Origin of the sequence: Streptomyces mesophilus (genome assembly GCF_040300965.1) — a bacterium.
Lineage (GTDB): Bacteria > Actinomycetota > Actinomycetes > Streptomycetales > Streptomycetaceae > Streptomyces > Streptomyces mesophilus_A.
This window is the reverse complement of sequence record NZ_JBEPEW010000138.1, coordinates 1-21,843: the sequence shown is the minus strand read 5'-3', so window position 1 is coordinate 21,843 and position 21,843 is coordinate 1. Positions and strand designations below refer to the sequence as shown.

Here is a 21,843-nt window from a genome sequence, read left to right as displayed (position 1 = left end):
CGGGTGCCCTGCGCGGTGCCGCCGCGCCAGTCGCCGTACGAGGTCCAGAAGCGGTTGTCCACGAGGCGATCCTGCACGGAAGGCTTCGGAGCGGAGCGTTGCGGGGCGGCCGAAGCGGGTGAGACGGCGCCGGCCGCCGCGACGGCCACGGCCGCGGCGAGGACGGTTCTGCGGGAGGTCTGGTGCGGGGAGGTCATGGGTGCTCCTGGTCCAGAACGACGCGAACGACGGTGACATCGGCACGGGTGAGGCGAAGCGCATCCGGACGGAATCCAACGCTACGGATGCCCGACAGGCGCCCACTATGGCCGTTCGCGGACCGCTTCTGCCAGGGTTTCGGCCCGCGTCGCGCCACCAATATTGGCCTGTACCACTGGCGTGACCTGCGACGCCGTCGGGCGGCCGGGGTGATCGCCGTAGGCTTGAGGCCGATGAACGACTCTCTGCGCCCTCCGAGCCCGCTCACCGCCCTCGCAGCCGAGCTGCGCGCGCAGGCGCCGTCGTGCGGACCGGTCCGCCACAACGGCATCGACGGGCACGCGGGCTCCGGAAAGTCGACCTTCGCCCTGCGCCTTGCCGCCGAGCTCGACGGTGCGCCGGTCCTCGCGCTCGACGACATCCGCAGCCATGCCGAGCTCTTCGACTGGACGGACCGCTTCGCCCGCGAGGTCCTGGAGCCGCTCGCGGCAGGACGGAGCGCCCACCCGGCCGCGTACGACTGGAACGAGCGCCGCTTCCACCCCGGACCGGCGATCGAGCCCGCGCCCGTCGTGCTCGTCGAGGGTGTGGGCGCCGGCCGGCGGGCGTTGCGGCCGTGGCTGGCGCGCCTTGTGTGGATGGAGCTGCCGGCCGGGCGGTCGTGGCGGCGCGGGCGTGAGCGCGACGGCGTGGCGCAGCACGATTTCTGGGAGCAGTGGGAACCGGCCGAGGAACGGCACTTCGCCGAGGATCCTTCCCGGCCGTTCGCGGATGCCCTGGTACGACAGGTTCCCGAGGGGTATGAGGTGCTGCCGGGGCCGGAGTTGGGCGCAGCCTGACCCCGATCCGTCACGGAACGTGACGGTGTGGCGGCGGTGCGCCCCACGGCCGGAAAACGGTCCCCGAGAGTGCCCCAACTCGGCTTGACCGAGGGGTCGTACAGGACTTACGTTCTCAATGTGCGACCGCGAGCCGGTCGCCCGCAGGCGCGAAGCCCCCGATTGTTCCCCCGTGATCGGGGGCTTCGTTCTGCCCTTTGTCCCTTTCGCGTGCGCGCCTCGCCTTCAACTGCTCACCCTCGGTGACCACTTCGCGCCCCGGGGCGTGCTCCCCCGTGCCTCCCCCTGTGCCTCCGGCTTTGCCCCGCCGAGTCGCGCGGCACCCTACGGCCGACGCCCGAGGCGCAGGTACGATGCCTCTCGGTGCGATCGCCGGGCCTGCCCGGATGATCGCCACCACGTCAACTCCCGGCACCAGAACGGCGGTTCGGCGAAGGCCGCCGACGGGCAGTCGCCCGGCGGCGCACCAACGGGGGCAGGTTTGTGGGGGACGTGATGGACTTCGGCACGCAGGGCGCATCGGCTCCGGCCGACCTGGCCTGGCTGCGAGGCGTCGACGCCTACACCATGGGCGCGTATCCACAGGCCGAGGAGGAGTTCAGAAGTGCGGTGCGACTCGACCCCGGCATGGCCGACGGCTGGCTGGGGCTCCACGCACTGAGGGTGGACACGACCACCGCGCTGTTACGGATGTACCGGCACCGGGACCGCTTCGGTGAGCAGCGCGCACGCCATCGCCGCACCCTCAACTCCTGGTACTGGCTGGGCTGGTGGGTCCAGCCGGTCCTCGAAAGCCCCCGCGATCTGCTGCTCGCCCACGCCTCCCACTGGCTCGACGGGCGCCATGTGCCCGATCTCGACCGCGCGCTCGCGGGGCTGCCTCCGGTGGACGCCGATCCGCAGGTGCGCTTTCTGCACGCGTGCCGCTCGTATCTGGTCAAGGACTGGGAGCAGCTCGTCCGGCACACCGATCCACTGATCGACGACCATGCCCTCGGGATCGAGGCCGGCCTGTTCGGCGGGATGGCCCGGGTGCGGCTCGAGATGTACGGGCAGGCCGAACCGCTGCTCGCCGCGGCTCTGATGCGCTGCCGCAGCGAGCAGCCGCAGCGCAAGGAGCTGCGCTACTGGCTGGCGCGGGCCCATGAGGGCACCGGGCGCAGCGCGGCGGCACTGCCGCTGTACCGGGCGGTGCACCGGGTCGACCCGGCGTTCATGGACACCTCGGCCCGGCTCGCGGCGATAGCCGACTACGACGGGATCGACGGCGCGGACGACGGCGGCGACTTCGGCTCCGTCACGCTGGCAGGCGTGGACGCGGCCGACTACTCGGACGGCTACGACACCGCGTACGGCACCGAGGGCGGCGATCTGAAGGTCGGCACGGACACCGATCCGCCCGGTGGCGGTCAGCCGCCGGAGACGGATGCCGTACGGGAGAAGGCGCTCATCCCCGCCCAGGCCGGGCCCTCTTCGCTGCCGACAGGGCCGGCCGATCCCGCTCTGCTCCAGGAGGCGCTCGCCGAGCTGGAGGGGATGGTCGGACTCGAACCCGTGAAGCGCCAGGTCAAGGCGCTCTCCGCACAGCTGCGGATGGCCCGGCTCCGGGCCGACAAGGGGCTTCCCGTACAGCCGCCGAAGCGGCACTTCGTCTTCTCAGGGCCCTCCGGCACCGGCAAGACCACGGTCGCCCGCATTCTCGGACGGGTCTTCTACGCGCTCGGACTGCTCGGCGGGGACCACCTGGTGGAGGCCCAACGGGCCGATCTGGTGGGCGAGTTCCTCGGGCAGACCGCGGTGAAGGCCAATGAGCTGATCGACTCCGCGCTCGGCGGCGTGCTCTTCGTCGACGAGGCGTACGCGCTGTCCAACTCGGGCTACAGCAAGGGCGATGCGTACGGGGACGAGGCCCTGCAGGTGCTCCTGAAGCGCGCCGAGGACAACCGCGACCACCTCGTGGTGATCCTCGCGGGCTATCCCGAAGGCATGGACCGGCTGCTCGCCGCCAACCCCGGGCTCTCGTCGCGCTTCACGACCCGCGTGGACTTCCCCTCGTACCGGCCGCTCGAACTCACCGCCATCGGCGAGGTGCTCGCGGCCGAGAACGGCGATCGGTGGGATGCCGAGTCGGTGGACGAGCTGCGCTCGATCAGCGGGCATGTGGTCGATCAGGGGTGGATCGACGAGCTCGGCAACGGCCGCTTCCTGCGCACGCTGTACGAGAAGAGCTGCGCCTATCGCGATCTGCGGCTGTCCGGGTACCCGGGCGAGCCGAGCGTCGAGGATCTGGCGACGCTGCGGCTGCCGGATCTGATGCAGGCGTACGGAGAGGTGCTGTCGGGGCGGGGGCCGGGGGAACCGCCGGGGGTGTGAGCCCCGGCGGTCCGGGCGGTCACCCGGCCATGGCACTCTCCTCGTCCGCCACGGGCACCGTCGGCAGCTGCACCACGGAAGCCGGGCGCGGCACCGCCCTGTGCGCGGGGTCGCGGACCTCGCCCACCAGGAGTTCGAGGACATCCTCCAGGGCGACCAGGCCGAGGACCCGGCCCGTGGAGTCGGCCACCTTGGCGAGGTGGGCGGCGGCCCGCTGCATCACCGTCAGGGCGTCGTCCAGGGGCAGTTCCGCGCGCAGGGTCGTCATGGGGCGCCAGACCGACTGGGGCACGGCACGTTCCGTGTCCTCCATGTCGAGCACGTCCTTGACGTGCAGGTACCCCATGAAGGCGCCGCCGTCCGCACAGACCGGGAAGCGTGAATACCCCGTACGGACGGTCAGTTCCTCGATCTGGCGAGGGGTGACGCCGGTCGCGACCGTGACCAGATGCGCCGGATCGAGCAGCACGTCCGTGACCGGGCGGCTGCCCAACTCCAGGGCGTCGCCGAGGATTTCCTGCTCCTCGGGGTCGAGGAGGCCCGCCTGCCCGGCGTCCTCGACCAGGCGGCCGAGCTGCACGCTGGTGAAGACCGCCTCGACCTCGTCCTTCGGCTCGACTCCGAAGAGCCGGAGCACGGCCCGGGCGCAGGCGCCGAACGCCGCCGTGACCGGGCGGCACAGCCGGGCGAAGGCGACCAGGGCGGGGCTGAGCCACAGCGCGGTCTTCTCGGGCGCGGCCATCGCGAGGTTCTTCGGCAGCATCTCGCCGACGACCAGGTGCAGGAAGACGACCACGGCGAGCGCGATGACATAGCCGAGCGGGTGGATCAGGCCTTCCGGGACATGCAGCGCGTGGAAGACGGGCTCCAGGAGGTGCGCCACCGTCGGCTCGGCGACCGCCCCGAGCGTCAGGGAGCAGATGGTGATGCCGAACTGGGCGGCGGCCATCATCTGCGGCAGATGCTCCAGTCCGTACAGAACGCGGCGGGCGCGCGCCGAATCCTGGGCGTACGGCTCGATCTGGCTGCGGCGTACGGAGACGAGGGCGAACTCGGCTCCGACGAAGAAGCCGTTGCCGAGCACGAGGAGCAGGGCGAACAGGAGTTGCAGCGCGCTCATCGGGCTGCCTCCAAAGGACGTGCGGCAGTCCGTACGAGGCGTACGCGTTCGGCGCGGTTGTGCCCGACCTGGCGCACCGAGAGGCGCCAGCCCGGCAGGTCGGCCCGGTCACCGGGAGCGGGGATCCGGCCGAGCAAATCGGCGACGAGGCCGGCGACCGTCTCGTACGGGCCCTCGGGGACTTGGAGCCCTATCCGCTGCAGGATGTCGACCCGGCAGCTGCCGTCGGCGTCCCACGCGGGTCTGCCGTCCTCGGCGGGGGCGGCGGCGAGTTCGGGCGACACGGCCTTGTCGTGCTCGTCGCGTACCTCGCCGACGAGCTCCTCGACGATGTCCTCCAGGGTCACGACCCCCGCCGTACCGCCGTACTCGTCGACGACCACGGCGATCGGCTGCTCGCGGCGCAGCTGCCGAAGCAGCTGCTGGACGGGCAGGGTCTCCGGGACGAGGAGCGGCTGGCGGGCGATCCGGCCGACCGGGGTGCGGCCGCGTTCCTGGACCCGTACGGCGAGGGCGTCCTTGAGGTGTGCCATGCCGATGATCTCGTCGATCTTGTCCCGGTAGACGGGGAAGCGCGAAAGTCCGGTCGCCCGCGTCAGGTTGACGACGTCGGCGGCGGTCGCGGAGGACTGCAGCGCGTTGACCTTCACGCGCGGGGTCATCACATGCTGGGCGGTCAGCTCGCCGAGCGACAGGGTGCGCACGAACAGATCGGCGGTGTCGGCCTCCAGCGCTCCGGCCTGGGCGGAGTGCTGGGCGAGGGACATCAGCTCGTCGGGGGTACGAGCGGAGGCCAGCTCGTCCGCGGGCTCGACGCCGAAGGCGCGCACCAGACGGTTGGCGACGGCGTTCAGTCCGGCGATCACCGGGCGGAACAGCCGGGCGAACGCGCCCTGGGGTCCGGCCACGAAACGGGCCACCTGCAGCGGGCGGGACACGGCCCAGTTCTTGGGCACGAGTTCACCGATCACCATCTGCACGGCGGAGGCGAGCAGCATGCCGACGGCCACGGAGACTCCGGGGACGGCGCCGTGCGGTATCCCGATCGCGGTGAACGGACCGGCGAGCAGATGCCCGAGCGCGGGCTCGGCCAGCATGCCGACCACCAGGGAGGTGATGGTGATGCCCAGTTGCGTGCCCGAGAGCTGGAAGGACAGCTCCCGCAGGGCGGCGACGACCCGGCGGGCCTTGCGGTCGCCCGCTGCGGCGGCGCGCTCGGCGTCCGGGCGCTCGACCGTGACCAGACCGAATTCGGCGGCCACGAAGAATCCGTTGGCGAGGATGAGGAGGAAGGCTGCGGCGAGCAGGAGGAGAGGGATGATCATGCCGCCCCGCTATGTCGGGTGGGGGCGGCGCATGTACTACCGGACGATCCGTCCATCGGCGGAGGGGGTCACTCCTTGGTTCGCAGGGGTCCCGGGGGTTTCGACCTCGGTGGGACGGGCGCGCACAACGCCTCTGCCAACAGATTAATCACGACGACGGGTCGTGCGGCAGTGCTCCCCCGCCGGTTGTCGCCCGGCGGGGGGCCTGTTCGAGCGTTCAGGCGGACGTCGGTCCGCTGCCGTGCGCCTCGGCGAGCGCACGCAGCGCTCCCGCGTCACGGATCGCCTGCTGCTTGCCGATGCCGGGCTGGATGCCCAGGGCCGGCAGGCTGGTGCCGTCGCTGAGGTTGAGGAAGACCCAGGGGTCGCCCGCGCGCAGGTTCACCTGGAGGATCTCCGCCCAGGCGAGCCGGCGGCGCCGCGTCAGGTTGACGACCGTGACACCGGTTTCGTCGGCCACGACCTTGGGGCGTGACAGAAGCACCAGTACGGCGAAGAGCAGCGCGCCCGTGAGGACGAAGGACGCGCGCTCGCCGGCGTTGAGCGTCTCCAGCATGAACGCGATCGCCGTGATCACGGCGAACATCGCGATGCCGGTCGTGAGCAGCACCGCACGGGTGCGGGTCGGCCGGAACGTGACCGGCAGGGAAGGCAGTTGGTCGCTCATCACAGTCACCCGCCGGTCAGAGACGGCAGGCGTGGATCGCGGTGGTGAGGATGGCGCGGGCGCCCAGCGCGTACAGATCGTCCATGATCCGCTGGGCCTCCTTGGCCAGCACCATCGCACGGACCGCGACCCAGCCCTCGCTGTGCAGCGGCGAGATGGTCGGGCCTTCGAGGCCGGGCGTCAGGGCGACGGCGGCGTCCAGGTGCTCGGCGCGGCAGTCGTAATCCATCATCACGTACGTACGGGCCACGAGGACGCCCTGCAGACGGCGCAGGAACTGCTGCACCTTGGCGTCCTCCGTGTCCGCGCCCGTGCGCCGGATGACGACGGCCTCGGACTTCATGATCGGATCGCCGAAGACCTCGAGGCCCGCGTTGCGCAGCGAGGTGCCGGTCTCGACGACATCGGCGATGGCGTCGGCGACCCCCAGCTCGATCGCGGTCTCCACGGCACCGTCCAGGTGCACGACCGAGGCATCGACGCCCTGGTCCGCGAGGTACTTGCCGACGATGCCCTCGTACGAGGTGGCGATCGTCTTGCCCGCGAGGTCCGCGAGGTCCTTGACGGCCCCCGGCTTGGCGGCGAAGCGGAAGGTGGAACGGGCGAAGCCGAGCGGCAGGATCGTCTCGGCGTCGGCGCCGGAGTCGATCAGCAGGTCCTGGCCCGTGATGCCGATGTCGAGCTTGCCCGCGGACACGTAGATCGCGATGTCCTTGGGGCGGAGGTAGAAGAACTCCACCTCGTTGTCGGGATCGACGAGGACGAGCTCCTTGGACTCCTTGCGCTGCTGGTAGCCGGCCTCATGGAGCATCGCCGACGCAGGTCCGGACAGTGAACCCTTGTTGGGGACGGCGATGCGCAGCATGAGGTCGGCTTCCTTGCGTAGAAGTGATCGGGAGGTGGAACGGGAGGGGGTGGCGGCGTGGCTCAGAGGTGCGCGTACACGTCGTCGAGGGTGACGCCGGTCGCGACCATCATCACCTGGACGTGGTAGAGCAGCTGCGAGATCTCCTCGGCGGCGGCTTCCTTGCCCTCGTACTCGGCGGCCATCCAGACTTCGGCGGCCTCTTCGACGACCTTCTTGCCGATGGCATGCACACCCTTGTCCACCAGTTCGGCGGTACGGGAGGTGGCGGGGTCGCCGTTGGCTGCCTTGTGCTGGAGCTCGGTGAAGAGCTCCTCGAACGTCTTCTTGGACATGATGGCTCTACTCTACGCGGCCTCGTGCCCCGTCCTAACGCCAGGGTTCCGAGACGGTACGCAGCGTGGTCGCCGTGGCCACGGCCGCGGTGACGGCCTCGTGGCCCTTGTCCTCGGTGGAGCCCTCGATGCCGGCGCGGTCGAGCGCCTGCTCCTCGGTGTCGCAGGTCAGCACGCCGAAGCCGATCGGGACGCCGGTGTCCACGGAGACCTGGGTGAGGCCCTGCGTCACGCCCTGGCAGACGTACTCGAAGTGCGGGGTGCCGCCGCGGATGACCACACCGAGCGCGACGATCGCGTCGTAGCCGCGGCCGGCGAGGACCTTGGCGACGACGGGCAGCTCGAAGCTGCCGGGGACGCGAAGCAGGGTGGGCTCGTCGATGCCCAGCTCGTGCAGGGCGCGCAGGGCGCCGTCGACGAGACCGTCCATGACCTTCTCGTGCCACTGCGCGGCGATGACCGCGACCCGCAGGTCGCCGCAGTTCTTCACGCTGAGTTCGGGTGCGCCCTTGCCGCTCACGTGCTCTTCTCCTCGGTAGTCCGGTACTTGGAACAGGGGGTGCTACTGGGGGTGTCTACTGCGCGTCGAGCCAGGGCAGGTCGTGCCCCATGCGGTCCCGCTTGGTGCGCAGATAGCGCAGGTTGTGCTCGCCGGCCGGCAGCGCCACGACCTCACGGCCGCTGATCTTCATGCCGTGGCGGGTGAGCGCCTCGGACTTCTCCGGGTTGTTGGTCATCAGACGCACGCTGCGTACGCCGAGATCGGTGAGGATCTGCGCGCCGGCGCCGTAGTCGCGGGCGTCGGCGGGCAGGCCGAGCTCGAGGTTGGCGTCGAGGGTGTCGCGGCCCCGCTCCTGCAGCTCGTACGCCCGCAGCTTGGACAGCAGGCCGATGCCCCGTCCTTCGTGCCCGCGCAGATAGACGACCACGCCGCGTCCGGCGGCCCGGATACGGTCCATCGCGGCCTCCAGCTGGGGGCCACAGTCGCAGCGCAGCGAGTGGAAGACATCCCCCGTGAGGCACTCGGAGTGCATCCGGACCAGGACGTCCTCGCCGTCGCCGAGCTCGCCGTGCACGAGCGCGACATGCTCGACGCCGTCGACGGTCGAGCGGTAGCCGTACGCGGTGAACTCGCCGTGCTGCGTGGGCAGCCGGACCTCGGCCTCGCGGCGGACGGTCGGCTCGGAGCTCCTGCGGTACGCGATCAGGTCCTCGATCGAGATGATCGTCAGGCCGTGCTTGCGGGCGAACGGCACCAGCTCGGGCAGACGCAGCATCGTGCCGTCCTCGCCCGCGATCTCGACGATCGCACCGGCGGGCCGCAGGCCCGCGAGCCGGGCCAGGTCGACGGCCGCCTCGGTGTGGCCGTTGCGCACCAGGACACCGCCCTCGCGGGCGCGCAGCGGGAAGATATGGCCGGGCCGCACGAAGTCGGACGCCTCGGTGGTGCCGCTCGCCAGGAGGCGGAGCGTCGTGGCGCGGTCCCAGGCGGAGATTCCGGTGGTGACGCCGTGGGCACCGCTGGCGTCGACGGAGACGGTGAACGCGGTCTTCATCGACTCGGTGTTGTCGGCGACCATCTGGGGCAGTTGCAGCCGCTCGAGCTCGTCGCTCTCCATCGGCGCGCAGATCAGGCCGCGGCACTCGCTCATCATGAACGCGATGATCTCGGGCGTCGCCTTCTCGGCGGCGATGACGAGATCGCCCTCGTTCTCGCGGTCCTCGTCGTCCACGACCACGACCGGGCGGCCCGCGGCGATGTCCGCGATGGCCTGCTCGACCGGGTCGAGGGTCAGGTCCTCGTCCACCGACCACGCTGCAGCGGTGCTCATGCCGGGGCTCCTTCCAGGGCCGGGGCGGTGGCGCGCGAACGCAGCCACCAGTCGCGCATGCCCCACAGGACCAGCGCGCCGTAGATGACGTAGACGAATCCGGAGAAGGCATAACCGTTGGCGAAGTTCAGCGGGACGCCGACGAGGTCGACGAGCAGCCAGGCGAACCAGAACTCGACCATGCCGCGGGCCTGGGCGTACATCGCGACGATGGTGCCGACGAAGATGTACGCGTCCGGCCAGGGGTCCCAGGACAGCGACGGGTACGCCTTGAAGAGCAGCGCGACGGCGACGGTGCCTGCGGCCGCGGCCGCGAGCATCAGGCCGCGCTCCTTCCAGGTCGCGAAGCGGACGGCTATCGAGCCGTCCTGCGCTTCCTTGCGGCCGCGGGTCCAGGCGATCCAGCCCATGACGGCCACGATCATCACCACGACCTGCTTGCCCGCGCTGCCCGTGAGGTGTCCGGCGAAGGCGCCGAAGAGGATCAGACCGGCGGCGAACTGGACGGGCCAGGTCCACACCGAGCGCTTCCAGCCGAGGGCGAGGGCCGCGAGGCCGAAGGTGTTGCCGATCATGTCGGACCAGAGGATGTGCTGGCCGAAGGCGGTGAAGGCCTCGGTGTTCAGCGAATCGAGCACGCTCACTTGGAGTCCCCCGTGGTGGTCGTGATGCCGTTGTCGGCCGTGGTGGCGCGGTCGCCGAGCAGCCGCTCGACGTACTTGGCGATGATGTCGACCTCGAGGTTCACCGGGTCGCCGGCCTGCTTGATGCCGAGCGTGGTGAGCGCGAGGGTCGTCGGGATGAGGCTGATGGTGAAGTAGTCGGCGGCGGCCTCGACCACGGTGAGGCTGACGCCGTCGACGGTGATGGAGCCCTTCTCGACGACGTAGCGCGAAAGTCCGGCCGGCAGCGAGACCTTGACGATCTCCCAGTTCTCGGACGGGGTGCGGTCCAGGATCTTCCCGGTGCCGTCCACGTGGCCCTGCACGATGTGGCCGCCGAGCCGGGCGCCGACCGCGGTCGCACGCTCCAGGTTCACGCGGGAGCCCTCGGCGAGCGCGCCGAGGCTGGAGCGCTTGAGGGTCTCCTCCATCACGTCGGCGGTGAACCAGTCGTCGCCGTACTCGACGACGGTCAGGCACACCCCGTTGACCGCGATGGAGTCGCCGTGTCCGGCGCCCTCGGTGACGACCTTGCCGCGCACGCGGAACCGGCAGGAGTCGCCGAGCTGTTCCACGGCGGTGATCTCACCCAGTTCTTCGACGATTCCGGTGAACATCCTCAGGACTCCTTCGGGGACAGAGCGGCGGTGATACGGAGGTCGGGTCCGATCCGTACGGTCTCGGTCACGTCGAGCCGCAACGCGTCGGTGATCGTGGTGATTCCGGCGTCGGCGAGCGCCGACTGTCCCGCGCCGAGCAGGACGGGGGCGAGGTAGCCGATGACGCGGTCGACCGCGCCGGCCGCCACGAAGGCGCCCGCGAGCGTCGGGCCGCCTTCGAGCAGGACGGAGCGGACGCCGCGGGTGTACAGGGCGTCGAGCAGGGCCTCGATGTCCAACCCCCGTGCGGCGCGCGGGAGTCGTACGACATCAGGCAGGTCGGTGGTGGCGTCCTCGGCGACGGCGATCAGCGTCGGTGCCGTGTCGTCGAGGATCCGGACGCCGGGCTTCACCGCGGCGGCCTCGGTGTCGACGACCACCCGCAGCGGCTGGACGGCGCCGTCGATGCCGCGTACGGCGAGGTGCGGGTCGTCGGCGCGCATCGTGCCGGCACCGACCACGACCGCGTCGCACTCGGCGCGCAGGCGGTGGACGTCGGCGCGGGACTCGGCCGAGGAGATCCAGCGGCTGGTGCCGTCGGCGGCGGCGATCCGGCCGTCGAGCGTGGCGGCGTACTTCCAAGTGACATACGGGCGGCCGGTCCTGACGGCGGTGAGCCAGGCGATGTTGCCGGCGCGGGCCTCGTCCTCCAGCAGGCCGGACGCCACATCGACTCCGGCGTCACGGAGGGTCTGCGCGCCGCCCGTGGCAGTGGGATTGGGGTCGCTCACCGCGTACACCACCCGAACGATTCCGGCCTCGATCAGCGCTTGGGCGCAGGGGCCGGTGCGTCCGGTGTGGTTGCAGGGTTCGAGGGTGACCAGTGCGGTGCCGCCGCGGGCCTTGTCGCCTGCCGCGTTCAGCGCGTGCACCTCGGCGTGCGGGCCGCCTGCCCGCTCGTGGAAGCCCTCGCCGACGACCGTGCCGTGGGCGTCGAGGATGACGCAGCCGACGACCGGGTTGGGGCTGGTGGAGCCGAGTCCGCGCGCGGCGAGCGTCACGGCGCGACGCATCGCTGCTGCTTCGGCTGCGGTGGCGGCCACCGGGTCCTCCTGCCTCATAGGGCACGGACTCCGGGGCCTGTCGATGACGACAGAGATCACGGGCAGAAGCACTTCGGGAACGCCGGACTGCGACGATCTTTGACTGGCAAAGGTCGAACGGTCGGCGGCGTACACGAAAAACGTGCCTGCCCGCCGCGCACTGCCTCCCATCCGGACTTTCACCGTCGGTCCAGGAATTTCACCTGGTCAACCGGTCACTGGAGGTGACCGGGTCGCGGACTGTAACCGCCGGTTCGGAATTACACCGACCCCGGAGTGCGCTGCTGCTGGTACACAGCCAGTGTGCCACGCCTGATCGTCGGCCATACGGGCGAGCGGCTGTGGGCTGGCTCACAGGAGGTTTGCGTTTGTCCTGTAGGTGCCCGGGCCAAGATGCCGCCCCTCTGCCAGGCTGAAAAGTCCTGCGAAAAGCTCCATCTCTGCGAGATCTCCATGAGACCTCTCGAAGGAGGGCGCGATGAGCACGATCCTGGTGACCGGAGCGACCGGCACCCTCGGCAAACCCCTGACGCGGCTGCTGCGCGACGCCGGGCATGACGTACGGGCCATGAGCAGGCGTTCCGACTGGTGGGCGGCCGATCTGCTGACCGGCGCGGGCCTGGGACAGGCCACCGCCGGAGCAGATGTGGTGGTGCACTGCGCCACGGCGCCGAGGAAGGGTGCCGACGTCGAGGCGGCGCAGAACCTGATCGCCGCCGCCAAGAAGGCGGAGGTCCGCCACTTGGTCTACGTGTCGATCGTCGGCGTCGACGCCGTACCGCTCGGCTACTACCGCAGCAAGCACCAGGTGGAGCGGCTGATCGAGGACTCGGGGATCGGCTGGACGACACTGCGGGCCACACAGTTCCACGATCTGGTGGTGCAGGTCCTGGAGGCGCTGGCGAAGCCGCCGGTGATGCTGATCCCGAAGGACGGCCGCACCCAGCCGATCGCCGTGGACGAAGTAGCCGCGCGGCTCGCGGAGTTGGCGCAGGGCGAGCCGCTCGGGCGGGTGGACGACATGGGCGGGCCCGAGGTGTTCACCTTGCGGCAGCTGGCCGAGAAGTACCTCGCGGCGGTCGGGAAGAGCCGGCGGATCGTGGAGGTGCCGCTGGCCGGGAAGACCTACCAGGGCTTTGTGCACGGTGGGCATCTCGCGCCCGAACGGGCCGTGGGGAAGGGCACGTTCGACGAGTATCTGGCGGAATACGTACGGAAGGAGCGCGGCTCCGGCGGGAAGGGCGCCTGGCCGGCCGAGGGCGCGTCCGGGCAGGGCGCCGCTGGAGAGGGCGCGTCCCGGACTGAGGATGCGTACCGGAAGGACTCGCCCCCGCCTCAGGACTCCGACGGGAACAGCGCGTCCTGAGCGGCTTCCTGCGCGGCGAGCAGCGCACCGCGCAGGACCGCTCCGCCGCCGAGCTCTCCCGCGCGTACCTCTGTGTGCAGCGGGGAGAGCGCGGCGACGCGTTCCTCTACGCGGTGGGCGAGTGCCGGGCCGCCCGCGCAGCCGATCTCGCCGCCGAGCACCACGCAGCCGGGGTCGAGGACCGCGGCGGTGGCGGCGACGGCCAGGGCGACGCGGTCGGCGAGGGTGTCGAGGAAGGCTCCGGCGCGTTCGGCGGCGGACGGCTCGGTGTCCGGTGCTGTGGCGGCGACCGACCGCTCGGCGGCCGTCCCCGTGAGGGCTCCCACCGCGGCGCGGACCACGCCCTCACCGGCCGGCCCCGACCCCTGCGCGCCGGGCCCGAACACTCCGTATTCCGCGCCGAGTTCGACGATCGCCTGCGAAGAGGCCAGCGTATGGAAGCCTCCCCCGCAGTCGACGGCCGAGGGCAGACCGGCGGTCCCGGGCACGGGCAGGAACCCGAGCTCGCCCGCGCCGCCCGAGGCCCCTCGGCGCAGCCTCCCGTCGAGCAGCACCGCGGCGCCGACACCGTGGCCGAGCCATAGCAGGACGAAGGTGTCCCGGTCGCGGGCCGCACCCGCGTGCCGCTCGGCGACGGCGGCGAGGTTCGTCTCGTTCTCGACGAGCACGGTCGCGGGAAGTTCCTTCTGCAGTGCGACCACCAGGCGGCGGTGCCAGGCGGGCAGACCGCCCGAGTCGCGCAGTTCACCGGTCGACGGATCGATCAGGCCGGGCGCCCCGATGCCGACGCTGTGCAGCTCACGGGCGCCCGCGCTGCGAGCCGTCTCCTCGAGCAGCGCCACCGCACGTTCGACGGCGATCTCCGTGCCGCCGGTCTCGTCGATCGGCAGCGCCGCCTCGGCGAGTACGGCCCCGAGCAGATCGGACACCACCACGGAGACGCCCATGGTGCGCACATCGAGCGCCGCGAGATGGGCGATGTCCGCCACGATCCCGTACACCTTCGCGTTGGGACCCCGCCGTTCGGCGCCCGCCTCGCCGACCACACCGATCAGTCCGGCGCTCCGCAGCCGCTCGACCAGATCCGCGACCGTCGGCCGGGACAGGCCCGTCAGCTCCTTGAGCTGCCCGGCCGTGAGCGGGCCCTGGTCGTGGAGCAGACGCAGCGCGGACCGGTCGTTGATCGCTCGGGCGGTGCGGGGGGAGGCGGGCATGCCGGGATCCTTCCAGATCAATGCGTGACCGGCGGAGCAACAGAGCCGCTATTTATCAGGCAGGGTTCCTGATAGTTTACGTCGGCAGCGCGGATTCTGTATGCCGGGAGGGGAACGATGAGCGAAGTGACCTTGATAACAAGGGAGTTGATACGGGCGCGGTACGCCGTGGCCGCCGTGTTCTGTGTGCACGGTGCGGTCACCGGCTCGTTCGCTACCCGTATCCCCTGGATCCAGGACCATGCCGGGCTCAGCGCGGGCCAGCTCGGCTTCGCCCTCGCGTTCCCCGCGGTCGGCGCGTCCGTGGCCATGCCGCTCGCCGCGGCGATCAGTCACCGCTTCGGCGCCCGTGCCGCGCTGCGGGTGCTCCTCGCGCTGTGGACCCTGTCGCTCACCCTGCCGTCGCTCGCCCCCGGTCTGCTCACCTTGTGCATGGCGCTCTTCGTGTACGGCGCCACCTCCGGCATGTCCGACGTGGTGATGAACGCGATCGGTCTCGAGACCGAGAACCGGATGGGCCGCTCGATCATGTCCGGCCTGCACGGCATGTGGAGCGTGGGCGCCCTGCTCGGCTCGGCAGGCGGCACCTTCGCCGCGCACCTGGGCGCCGACGCCCGCGTCCACCACCTGCTCGCCGCGGCCGTCCTCACGGTGCTCGGTCTGCTCGTGTGCCGCTATGTGCTCGATCCGCCGAGCTCGCCCGAGGAGGATGCGCCGCCGCGGTTCGCCCTGCCGCCCAAGTCCGCGCTGCTCATCGGTGCGGTGGGCTTCTGCGCGGTGTTCGCCGAGGGCGCGAGCCTGGACTGGTCCGCGGTCTACCTCAAGGACGAACTGGAGACGTCGGCCGGCCTCGCCGCCGCCTGCACCACGGCTTTCGCTCTCACGATGGCCGTCGCGCGGATCGCCGGCGACAAGATCGTCGACCGTTTCGGCCCGGTGCCCACGGTGCGCGCCGGCGGTGTACTGGCCACCGGGGGCGGTCTGCTGGTCGTCTTCGCCGGCCATCCGGCCGTCGCGATGACGGGTTTCGGCATGATGGGTCTGGGGATCGCGGTGGTCGTCCCGCTCGCGTTCGCCGCCGCGGGACGCAGCGGTCCCAACCCGAGCCAGGCCATCGCGGGCGTCGCGACCATCACGTACACCTCGGGGCTCATCGCCCCCTCGGCCATCGGCGCCGTCGCCGACGCCACCTCGCTGATGGTGTCGTTCGCCCTGGTCACCACGCTGGCCGTGGGCCTGATCCTGTTCGCCGGCGTGCTCCGCTCCGCCGGCCGCGACAAGGACGCGACGAGCGACGCACCGCTGCCGGAGGCAAGTCCTCGGGCCTGACGGGTCATTGGGCTCGACCTCGGTGCGTGGCGCCGTCCCTCAGCAAGGGCGGCGCCACGCACCGAGGTCGAGCCGTTTGGCCATCGAGCTGAAACCGAGTGCCCGGGTCCGGGGGCAGAACTCGGCGGGCGGCACGGCGTACTCGACGTGCAGGACGGCCTTGCCCGCGTCGACGAAAGGCTCGAGCGCCGCGCACTCGTCGTACTGGAAGCACTCCTCGTTCACCGCGAAGTCGAAGTCGCCGACCAGCAGCGGGATCTGCGGCAGATCGTTCTTGAGGCCGACCGACATGCCGCGCTCATGGCCGAGTTCGGCGAGCATCCGGTTGTACGTGAGCTGGTGCCGTGCGGTGAGCGGGAACCCGGTGTCGTTGAGGTAGCCGTCCATCAGATCGGGTTCCACCGCGTCGAAGCCCTTGGCCCGGCACAGGTCGAACCGCTCGGCCATGAGCGGGCGCAGGAGGTCGACGCGGCGGATGTCCAGCCAGCGTTCGCCGGGCCAGCCGTTGGGGCGCCCGAGGACGGCGGCGGGGAAGTCCCGGTGGTCGGGGCGGAAGGACTCCCAGGCACCGGCGTTGAGGTAGCAGATGACCTTGCGCCCGGCACTGTGCAGTCTTCGCACGGTCGCGGCGTCGTTCTCGAATCCGTCGATGTCGTACACCGGGACGTCCACGCCGAAGTCCAGGCGGCCGTCGAGCTGCCACTGCCAGGCCGTGCCCTGCGCGGGGCGCCAGCGCTCGCCGGGGCGCGGGTCCGGACGTGGTGCGGGCGCGGAGCACGCGGTCAGCACGGCGAGTGCGAACAGGAACGCCAGAAGACGGGTCATGATCCAGTGTCGGTGGCCGGTCCTGCGGCGGCGAGCGGTGGCGGCTGCGCCCACGGGTTGGCGCCGTGCCCGGGCACCGCGCAGGACACCGCGGCGCCCCGCAGCCGCGCCGTACGGACGGCCACGCCGCACAGGCCCTGGGGCACTCCGTGCACCAGGTGGCAGAACCGCTCGGGCGGATAGGAGGCGGTCCACCGGGGCGGCGACGGGGCGTTGCGGTACGCGTCCCAGTCGCCCTCGAAGGTCACCAGGACGTCGGCCGCCCGGGTGTACCCGGGCGCCGGGTGCACCCCGGGGTTGAGGACGACGGTCTCCATGCCCCGGGCACGGGCGGTGCGCGCCAGGCGCCGGTAGTGGCGCAGACAGGAGGCGTCGGCCGCGGCCTGGTCGAGGAAGCAGCCCTCGGTTCCGTACCAGTCGCGGTGCCGCTCCAGGTCGGCGATGACCTCCCGTCGCGGACGGCGGCCGTAGTCGGTGTCGGCATAGCCGAACAGCCGTACCCCCGCCGCCCGCAGATCGCGGGCCGCGGCGGCGAAGGACGGCTCGCGGGTGTCGCCCGGTCCGTCCGCGACGTTGAGGATCACGCCGTAGAGCAGGTCGGCGTGGCGTGCGAGGCGCTCCCAGGCGCCGGGATCGACGGCCGGATGCACGTACATCGGCACAAGGAGTCCCTCTACGGTCAACGGACCGCCCCGGCCCTGGCGGCGGATCCCAGCGCGCGCCAGTGATCCGTGACGGATTCGGCCAGTGAGCGGCGCGGCTGCCAGCCGAGTGCGGCCCGCGCCGCGCCGATGTCCGCGCAGCTCCAGGAGACGGCGCCCGAACGGGCCGAGCCGTCGCCGGTCTCCTCCAGCGGGCCCGAGTGCCCGGACACCTCGACGAACCGGTGGGCCAACTCGCGTACCGGGGTGGCGCGTCCGCTGCCGATGTTCAGGACCGCAGGCAGCGGTCCCGGCGCACATACGGCGAGCGCGACGGCCTCGGCCACGTCCCGGGCGTCCACGAAGTCCCGGTACGCGGACAGATCACCGACGCGTACGGCTCCTTCGGGCCCGGCCCGAAGGAGCTCGGCGGCGAGCCGGCCGGGCAGCCCCGCGGTCGGTGCCCCCGGCCCGACCGGGTTGAACACCCGCAGCACCACGGCGTCCAGGCCCGAAGCCGCCACGGCAACCGTGCCCGCCAACTTCGTTGCTCCGTAAGGCGACTGGGGCCTGGTCGGCGCGTCCTCCGCGACCGGTACGCGCAGCGCGGTGGGCCCGTACTCCCCCGCGGAGCCGAAGTGCACCAGCCGCGCCGAGGGCGCCGCTTCCTGCAGCGCCTCGCACAGGGCGGCCGGCCCCCGCGCGTTGAGGTCGGTGAGACGGACGGCGCTGCCGGCCACGAGGCCCGCGCAGTTGACCACCGCGTCGGGCGCCGCGGCGTACACGGCGTCCGTGAGGAGTTCGGGGTCGGCGGTCAGGTCGAGCGTCACGTCGGCGTCCGGCGAGCGGCCCCCGACGAGCAGCCGGACACCCGGCAGGGCGCGCAGCCGCTCGGCGGTGTGGCGGCCGAGGAAGCCCCCGGCGCCCAGGATGAGTACGCGCATGGCTGTGGTCACGCTCCCTTGAGGAGCACACCGCGGTGCGTGGTGAACTCCGCGTTGGCCCGGTCGTAGTCGTCGGGGCGGCCGATGTCCAGCCAGTAGCCGTGGAACTCGTAGGCGTGCGGCGGGTGTTGGGCGGCCAGCAGGTCGAGCACGAGCTCGTCGAAGCCGAGCGGCAGGCCCGGCGTGTATCCGGCGAGGGTCGCCCGGGACAGGCCGTACACGCCCATGGAGACCCGGTAGTCGAGGCTCGGCTTCTCGGCGAAGGAGACGATCCGGCCGGACTCCGTGGTCAGAACGCCGAAGTCGATGGCGACCTTACGGGCGTACGTGGCGACGGTGAGCGGCGCGCCGGAGGCGGCGTGCCGGTGGAGCACGTCCCCGTAGTCGAGGTCGGTGAGGATGTCGCCGTTCATCACGAGGAAGTGGTCGGGCAGGTGGTCGAGCATCGGCAGCAGCGGTCCCATGGTGCCGAGCGGGCTGTCCTCGGCCGCGTAGTCGATGCGCAGCCCCCACTGGCTGCCGTCGCCCACATAGGCGCGGATGATGTGCCCGAGGTGGCCGATGGCCACGGTGCAGCTGGTGAACCCGGCGGCGGCGAGCTGGCGAAGGACGATCTCGAGGATCGCGTGCTGGTCGCCGATCGGGACGAGCGGCTTGGGCAGCGCGGTGGTGTACGGGCGCAGCCGGACGCCCTTGCCCCCGGCGAGGATCACTGCGTGCATGGGTCTCCCCCTGTCGGTCGTGCTGGTGGTGGTCTGCCGCGCCCCTCGGGCCCGGCGCGGTCAGATGTTGTAGATGCCGGTCTTGTAGCGGGCGAGGTGCGCGGGGTCGCGGAAGAAGTCGATGGTGTGCGCGAGCCCGGACTGCAGGGTGTGGCCCGGTTCCCAGCCGGTGGCGGCGCGCAGCCGGGAGGCGTCGGCGACCAGGCGCATGACCTCGGAGTTCGCGGGCCGGATGCGCTCCGCGTCCTCGCGTACGTCGAGTTCGGTGTCCATCAGCTTGCCGATGAGCCGGGTGAGATCGCCGACCGAGATCTCCTCGCCCGTACCGGCGTTGAAGGTGCGGCCGACGACCTGTTCGGCGGGCGCGGTGCCCACGGCGAGGAACGCCTGGGCCGTGTCCTTCACGTACAGGAAGTCCCTGGTGGGCCGCAGGTCTCCCAAGGTGACGGTCTCCGCCCCTGCGGCGACCTGGCCGATGACCGTGGGGATCACGGCGCGCATCGACTGCCGCGGCCCGAACGTGTTGAACGGCCGCAGGGTGACGACCGGGGTCGCGAAGCTCGCGTGGTAGCTGTCGGCGAGCCGGTCGCCGCCGGCCTTCGAAGCGGCGTACGGGGACTGGGTGTTGATGGGGTGGTCCTCGGTGATCGGCACGGTCTGCGCGGTGCCGTACGTCTCGCTGGTCGAGGTGTGCACGAGCCGCGGGATCTCCTGGCGCCGTACCGCTTCCAGGACGTTGAGCGTGCCGGTGACGTTGGTGTCCACGTAGCTGTGCGGCGCCTGGTAGGAGTACGGGATCGCGATCAGCGCCGCCAGGTGGTAGACGGCCTCGGTGCCTGCGGTGAGGGCCTGCACCGAGCCGGGATCGCGGACGTCTCCGAGGACGATCTCGACCTGGTCGAGCACGTCGGGCGCGAGGGTCTCCAGCCATCCGTACGAGGAGAAGGAATTGTACTGGGCCATCGCGCGGACCCGGTGACCGGCCGCGACGAGGGCTTCGGTGAGGTGAGAGCCGATGAAGCCTTCGGCTCCGGTGACGGCGACAAGTGCGGGTGAGGTCACGGTCGTTGCTCCTGGGATGAGTGGGTGGCGCGGGATTCCGGAGAGGTCGGCGGGCGTCCGCACAAGGGGGCCGCGTGCCTGGCAGTGGATTCAGCGGTGAGCGGTGGGGTGGGCCAGCAGGCGGTACGTGCCGGCCGCGAGCACCACCGCGGCGATTCCGGTGCATATCAACTGCGCCGGTACGTCGGGGAGTCCGGTGGCGCGCGCCACGGCCAGTGCGACGGCCGCGGCGAGCGAGACGAGGGCGGGGAACCAGGCCACGGCGAACGCCTGCAGGAGCAGTGCCGTCCAGAACACGGCTCCCAGGAGGAGCAGGGCGAGCGGTGCGGTTCCCGCGACCAGCGCTCCCCCGGCCAGCAGGGTCAGATAGGCGCCGAGGCACAGGGCCAGTGCGCGGCCGGAACGGTCGGTGAACCCGGGCAGGTCGGTGCTGGAGCGCAGCCCGGACACTCCGAGGGAGCGATAGCGGTGGAGCAGCCACTCGGCGAAGCCCATGCTGAGCGTCAGGACCACCACCGTGCGGGCGTCGAGCGACCCGGCGAGCGCTGCCAGCACCCCGGCCGCCAGGCCGAACAGGGCGTACGGAACGGAGGACAGCACGGACCCCGTGCGCGTTCCGCCGCCGGCGGATCTGCCGGCGGGCAGTGCCTCGCGCAGCGTGTGCCACGCGACCGAGGCGGTCAGCACCACGGAGCCGAGCAACACCACGAGCACGAGGGCCGTGGGGAGGGTCCACAGCAGCGTCGCCCCCGCGCCCGCGACGACCGGCAACAGGCTGATGAGCAGTGCCCGTTCGCGCCCCAGGACGAGCAGTGCGCCCGCCGCCCCCAGGTACACGGACTGTCCCACGGCGAAGGCGCCCGCCGTGGCCGGCCCTGCCAGGACGAGTCCGAGCCCACCGCTCACGAGCGCACCGGCCGGTGCTCCCACGCGCAGGGTGCGGGCGGCGCCGGCCGGCCCCTCGGCCGAGAGCCGCAGGTACGCGCGGTGGCTGAGGCCCTGGTTCCAGGCCCAGGCGAGCAGCGCGGAAGCCACGAGCCCGGTCAGGTCGGGGCGGCCGTGCAGGAGTCGGGCGCCGAGCACGTAGGCGAGTCCGGGCAGGGCGAAGGCCAGTCCGCGCAGGGCGCACTGCATTGGGTCGGCGCGCCAGGGGTCGGGCCCGGGCGGCGGGGCCGCGTAGTGCCGTGGGACGCGGTCGAAGAGGTCCTCGGCGAGTGCGAACAGATCGGACCTGCCGTAGTGCTGCTCGATCCGCTCGGCGGTCAGGCCGTCCGATTCGAGCAGTGCGGCCACCTCGTCGGGGTGTACGGCGACGGCGATCTGGTCGGCGAGGCGCTCGGCGAGTTCGTCGACCGGGTCGGCCGCCCAGCTCGGCCGGGTCCGGCCGGTGCGGTCGCGGGGCAGGTCCGGCAGTCCGTTGCCGTCGACGCCGGACACGCTCGCTGCTCCGTTGCCGTCACCGCCGGACACGCTCGGCACTCCGTCGCCGTCACCGGGCAGCAGACGCAGCGGGCCGCTCATGCGAGGGCCCCCTCGGCCGCGGCGGAGCCCCACCCGCCGGCGGTGTCGGCAGCCGTGCCGGGCGTGCCGAGTTCCTGGTAGATGGAACGGAAGGTCTCGATGGTGCGGCGCAGTGTGAACTGCTCGATGACCCGCAGCCGGGCCCCCTCCCCCATCGCGGCCCGCCGCCCGGGATCGCGCAGCAACGCGAGCGCCGCGCGGGCCATCGCGGCGGGGTCGCGCGGGGGTGAGACGAGTCCGCTGTCGCCCACGGCCGCGCGTACGCCGCCCCCGGGGGTGGTGACGGTGGGGGGGCCCCCCG

Annotated in this window: 21 protein-coding genes, 2 pseudogenes and 1 riboswitch; of the genes and pseudogenes, 4 read left to right on the top strand and 19 right to left on the bottom strand. The window is 71.8% G+C overall.

Annotated features, from left to right (window positions below; all coding sequences use genetic code 11):
- A pseudogene (locus ABT367_RS33250) lies at positions 1-197 on the bottom strand (peptidase C39 family protein); the annotation flags it as partial.
- Positions 198-431: 234 nt separating this feature from the next.
- Between ABT367_RS33250 and ABT367_RS33245 the strand changes: the two are divergent.
- Both ABT367_RS33245 and ABT367_RS33240 read left to right on the top strand, forming a co-directional pair.
- Positions 432-1,037: a uridine kinase family protein gene (locus tag ABT367_RS33245; RefSeq protein WP_352256997.1), complete on the top strand. Its 606-nt coding sequence runs from the start codon at positions 432-434 to the stop codon at positions 1,035-1,037.
- Positions 1,038-1,532: 495 nt separating this feature from the next.
- On the top strand, positions 1,533-3,410 hold the full coding sequence (locus ABT367_RS33240) for an AAA family ATPase (RefSeq protein ID WP_352256996.1): 1,878 nt from the start codon (positions 1,533-1,535) through the stop codon (positions 3,408-3,410).
- 19 nt (positions 3,411-3,429) lie between these two features.
- Here the strand turns inward: ABT367_RS33240 and ABT367_RS33235 are convergent, their stop codons facing one another.
- From ABT367_RS33235 to ribD, 10 genes are all read right to left on the bottom strand, one after another.
- On the bottom strand, positions 3,430-4,530 hold the full coding sequence (locus tag ABT367_RS33235; protein ID WP_352256995.1) for a hemolysin family protein: 1,101 nt from the start codon (positions 4,528-4,530) through the stop codon (positions 3,430-3,432).
- Entirely contained in the window at positions 4,527-5,855 is a 1,329-nt protein-coding gene (locus ABT367_RS33230) for a hemolysin family protein (RefSeq protein ID WP_352256994.1), read from the bottom strand. Before ABT367_RS33230 ends, ABT367_RS33235 begins: the two co-directional genes overlap by 4 nt.
- Positions 5,856-6,072: 217 nt before the next feature.
- Entirely contained in the window at positions 6,073-6,522 is a 450-nt protein-coding gene (locus ABT367_RS33225) for a PH domain-containing protein (RefSeq protein ID WP_352256993.1), read from the bottom strand.
- Positions 6,523-6,538: 16 nt separating this feature from the next.
- Complete coding sequence (hisG, locus tag ABT367_RS33220) at positions 6,539-7,387, bottom strand: ATP phosphoribosyltransferase (RefSeq protein WP_352256992.1); 849 nt, start codon at positions 7,385-7,387, stop codon at positions 6,539-6,541.
- Positions 7,388-7,449: 62 nt separating this feature from the next.
- Entirely contained in the window at positions 7,450-7,722 is a 273-nt protein-coding gene (locus ABT367_RS33215) for a phosphoribosyl-ATP diphosphatase (protein WP_052577392.1), read from the bottom strand.
- Between the two features lie 34 nt (positions 7,723-7,756).
- Positions 7,757-8,242: a 6,7-dimethyl-8-ribityllumazine synthase gene (gene ribH, locus ABT367_RS33210; RefSeq protein ID WP_093608434.1), complete on the bottom strand. Its 486-nt coding sequence runs from the start codon at positions 8,240-8,242 to the stop codon at positions 7,757-7,759.
- A gap of 55 nt (positions 8,243-8,297) precedes the next feature.
- On the bottom strand, positions 8,298-9,554 hold the full coding sequence (locus ABT367_RS33205; protein WP_352256991.1) for a bifunctional 3,4-dihydroxy-2-butanone-4-phosphate synthase/GTP cyclohydrolase II: 1,257 nt from the start codon (positions 9,552-9,554) through the stop codon (positions 8,298-8,300).
- Positions 9,551-10,129 carry a nicotinamide riboside transporter PnuC gene (gene pnuC / locus ABT367_RS33200; protein WP_199547979.1) on the bottom strand — a complete coding sequence of 193 codons (579 nt, stop codon included), beginning with the start codon at positions 10,127-10,129 and terminating at the stop codon, positions 9,551-9,553. Before pnuC ends, ABT367_RS33205 begins: the two co-directional genes overlap by 4 nt.
- Before the next feature lie 65 nt (positions 10,130-10,194).
- Complete coding sequence (locus tag ABT367_RS33195; protein ID WP_352256990.1) at positions 10,195-10,833, bottom strand: riboflavin synthase; 639 nt, start codon at positions 10,831-10,833, stop codon at positions 10,195-10,197.
- Positions 10,834-10,835: 2 nt separating this feature from the next.
- A complete protein-coding gene (gene ribD / locus ABT367_RS33190; RefSeq protein WP_352256989.1) occupies positions 10,836-11,936 on the bottom strand; it encodes a bifunctional diaminohydroxyphosphoribosylaminopyrimidine deaminase/5-amino-6-(5-phosphoribosylamino)uracil reductase RibD in 1,101 nt (366 codons plus the stop codon).
- Between the two features lie 135 nt (positions 11,937-12,071).
- A riboswitch (FMN riboswitch) is annotated at positions 12,072-12,202 on the bottom strand.
- A 194-nt stretch (positions 12,203-12,396) separates the two neighbouring features.
- Between ribD and ABT367_RS33185 the strand changes: the two genes are divergently transcribed.
- A complete protein-coding gene (locus ABT367_RS33185; RefSeq protein WP_352256988.1) occupies positions 12,397-13,284 on the top strand; it encodes an SDR family oxidoreductase in 888 nt (295 codons plus the stop codon).
- Here ABT367_RS33185 and ABT367_RS33180 read toward each other — a convergent pair.
- A complete protein-coding gene (locus ABT367_RS33180; RefSeq protein ID WP_352256987.1) occupies positions 13,254-14,498 on the bottom strand; it encodes an ROK family transcriptional regulator in 1,245 nt (414 codons plus the stop codon). The genes ABT367_RS33185 and ABT367_RS33180 overlap by 31 nt on opposite strands.
- Positions 14,499-14,615: 117 nt before the next feature.
- On the opposite strand from ABT367_RS33180, the gene ABT367_RS33175 reads away from it, so the two are divergent.
- Complete coding sequence (locus ABT367_RS33175; RefSeq protein WP_352256986.1) at positions 14,616-15,827, top strand: MFS transporter; 1,212 nt, start codon at positions 14,616-14,618, stop codon at positions 15,825-15,827.
- 39 nt (positions 15,828-15,866) lie between these two features.
- Here the strand turns inward: ABT367_RS33175 and ABT367_RS33170 are convergent, their stop codons facing one another.
- From ABT367_RS33170 to ABT367_RS33140, 7 genes and pseudogenes are all read right to left on the bottom strand, one after another.
- On the bottom strand, positions 15,867-16,652 hold the full coding sequence (locus ABT367_RS33170; protein WP_352256985.1) for an endo alpha-1,4 polygalactosaminidase: 786 nt from the start codon (positions 16,650-16,652) through the stop codon (positions 15,867-15,869).
- Positions 16,649-17,308, bottom strand: coding sequence for a spherulation-specific family 4 protein (locus tag ABT367_RS33165; RefSeq protein WP_352256984.1), 660 nt, complete (start codon positions 17,306-17,308; stop codon positions 16,649-16,651). The genes ABT367_RS33170 and ABT367_RS33165 overlap by 4 nt, the downstream gene beginning before the upstream one ends.
- Before the next feature lie 23 nt (positions 17,309-17,331).
- Positions 17,332-18,237: an NAD-dependent epimerase/dehydratase family protein gene (locus tag ABT367_RS33160; protein ID WP_352256983.1), complete on the bottom strand. Its 906-nt coding sequence runs from the start codon at positions 18,235-18,237 to the stop codon at positions 17,332-17,334.
- Positions 18,238-18,245: 8 nt separating this feature from the next.
- A complete protein-coding gene (locus tag ABT367_RS33155) occupies positions 18,246-18,959 on the bottom strand; it encodes a nucleotidyltransferase family protein (RefSeq protein ID WP_352256982.1) in 714 nt (237 codons plus the stop codon).
- Positions 18,960-19,019: 60 nt separating this feature from the next.
- Positions 19,020-20,021: an SDR family NAD(P)-dependent oxidoreductase gene (locus ABT367_RS33150; protein WP_352256981.1), complete on the bottom strand. Its 1,002-nt coding sequence runs from the start codon at positions 20,019-20,021 to the stop codon at positions 19,020-19,022.
- Positions 20,022-20,111: 90 nt separating this feature from the next.
- Positions 20,112-21,542, bottom strand: coding sequence for a hypothetical protein (locus ABT367_RS33145; RefSeq protein ID WP_352256980.1), 1,431 nt, complete (start codon positions 21,540-21,542; stop codon positions 20,112-20,114).
- Positions 21,539-21,843, bottom strand: a pseudogene (locus ABT367_RS33140) (glycosyltransferase family protein); the annotation flags it as partial. The pseudogene ABT367_RS33140 and the gene ABT367_RS33145, both read right to left, overlap by 4 nt.

What these genes read in the sequence shown, in the direction of transcription:
- ABT367_RS33245 (WP_352256997.1), top strand. Translation starts at nt 432, where the DNA reads ATGAACGACTCTCTGCGCCCTCCGAGCCCGCTCACCGCCCTCGCAGCC.
- ABT367_RS33240 (WP_352256996.1), top strand. Translation starts at nt 1,533, where the DNA reads ATGGACTTCGGCACGCAGGGCGCATCGGCTCCGGCCGACCTGGCCTGG.
- ABT367_RS33235 (WP_352256995.1), bottom strand. Translation starts at nt 4,530, where the DNA reads ATGAGCGCGCTGCAACTCCTGTTCGCCCTGCTCCTCGTGCTCGGCAAC.
- ABT367_RS33230 (WP_352256994.1), bottom strand. Translation starts at nt 5,855, where the DNA reads ATGATCATCCCTCTCCTCCTGCTCGCCGCAGCCTTCCTCCTCATCCTC.
- ABT367_RS33225 (WP_352256993.1), bottom strand. Translation starts at nt 6,522, where the DNA reads ATGAGCGACCAACTGCCTTCCCTGCCGGTCACGTTCCGGCCGACCCGC.
- hisG (WP_352256992.1), bottom strand. Translation starts at nt 7,387, where the DNA reads ATGCTGCGCATCGCCGTCCCCAACAAGGGTTCACTGTCCGGACCTGCG.
- ABT367_RS33215 (WP_052577392.1), bottom strand. Translation starts at nt 7,722, where the DNA reads ATGTCCAAGAAGACGTTCGAGGAGCTCTTCACCGAGCTCCAGCACAAG.
- ABT367_RS33205 (WP_352256991.1), bottom strand. Translation starts at nt 9,554, where the DNA reads ATGAGCACCGCTGCAGCGTGGTCGGTGGACGAGGACCTGACCCTCGAC.
- pnuC (WP_199547979.1), bottom strand. Translation starts at nt 10,129, where the DNA reads ATGATCGGCAACACCTTCGGCCTCGCGGCCCTCGCCCTCGGCTGGAAG.
- ABT367_RS33195 (WP_352256990.1), bottom strand. Translation starts at nt 10,833, where the DNA reads ATGTTCACCGGAATCGTCGAAGAACTGGGTGAGATCACCGCCGTGGAA.
- ribD (WP_352256989.1), bottom strand. Translation starts at nt 11,936, where the DNA reads ATGAGGCAGGAGGACCCGGTGGCCGCCACCGCAGCCGAAGCAGCAGCG.
- ABT367_RS33185 (WP_352256988.1), top strand. Translation starts at nt 12,397, where the DNA reads ATGAGCACGATCCTGGTGACCGGAGCGACCGGCACCCTCGGCAAACCC.
- ABT367_RS33180 (WP_352256987.1), bottom strand. Translation starts at nt 14,498, where the DNA reads ATGCCCGCCTCCCCCCGCACCGCCCGAGCGATCAACGACCGGTCCGCG.
- ABT367_RS33175 (WP_352256986.1), top strand. Translation starts at nt 14,616, where the DNA reads ATGAGCGAAGTGACCTTGATAACAAGGGAGTTGATACGGGCGCGGTAC.
- ABT367_RS33170 (WP_352256985.1), bottom strand. Translation starts at nt 16,652, where the DNA reads ATGACCCGTCTTCTGGCGTTCCTGTTCGCACTCGCCGTGCTGACCGCG.
- ABT367_RS33165 (WP_352256984.1), bottom strand. Translation starts at nt 17,308, where the DNA reads ATGTACGTGCATCCGGCCGTCGATCCCGGCGCCTGGGAGCGCCTCGCA.
- ABT367_RS33160 (WP_352256983.1), bottom strand. Translation starts at nt 18,237, where the DNA reads ATGCGCGTACTCATCCTGGGCGCCGGGGGCTTCCTCGGCCGCCACACC.
- ABT367_RS33155 (WP_352256982.1), bottom strand. Translation starts at nt 18,959, where the DNA reads ATGCACGCAGTGATCCTCGCCGGGGGCAAGGGCGTCCGGCTGCGCCCG.
- ABT367_RS33145 (WP_352256980.1), bottom strand. Translation starts at nt 21,542, where the DNA reads ATGAGCGGCCCGCTGCGTCTGCTGCCCGGTGACGGCGACGGAGTGCCG.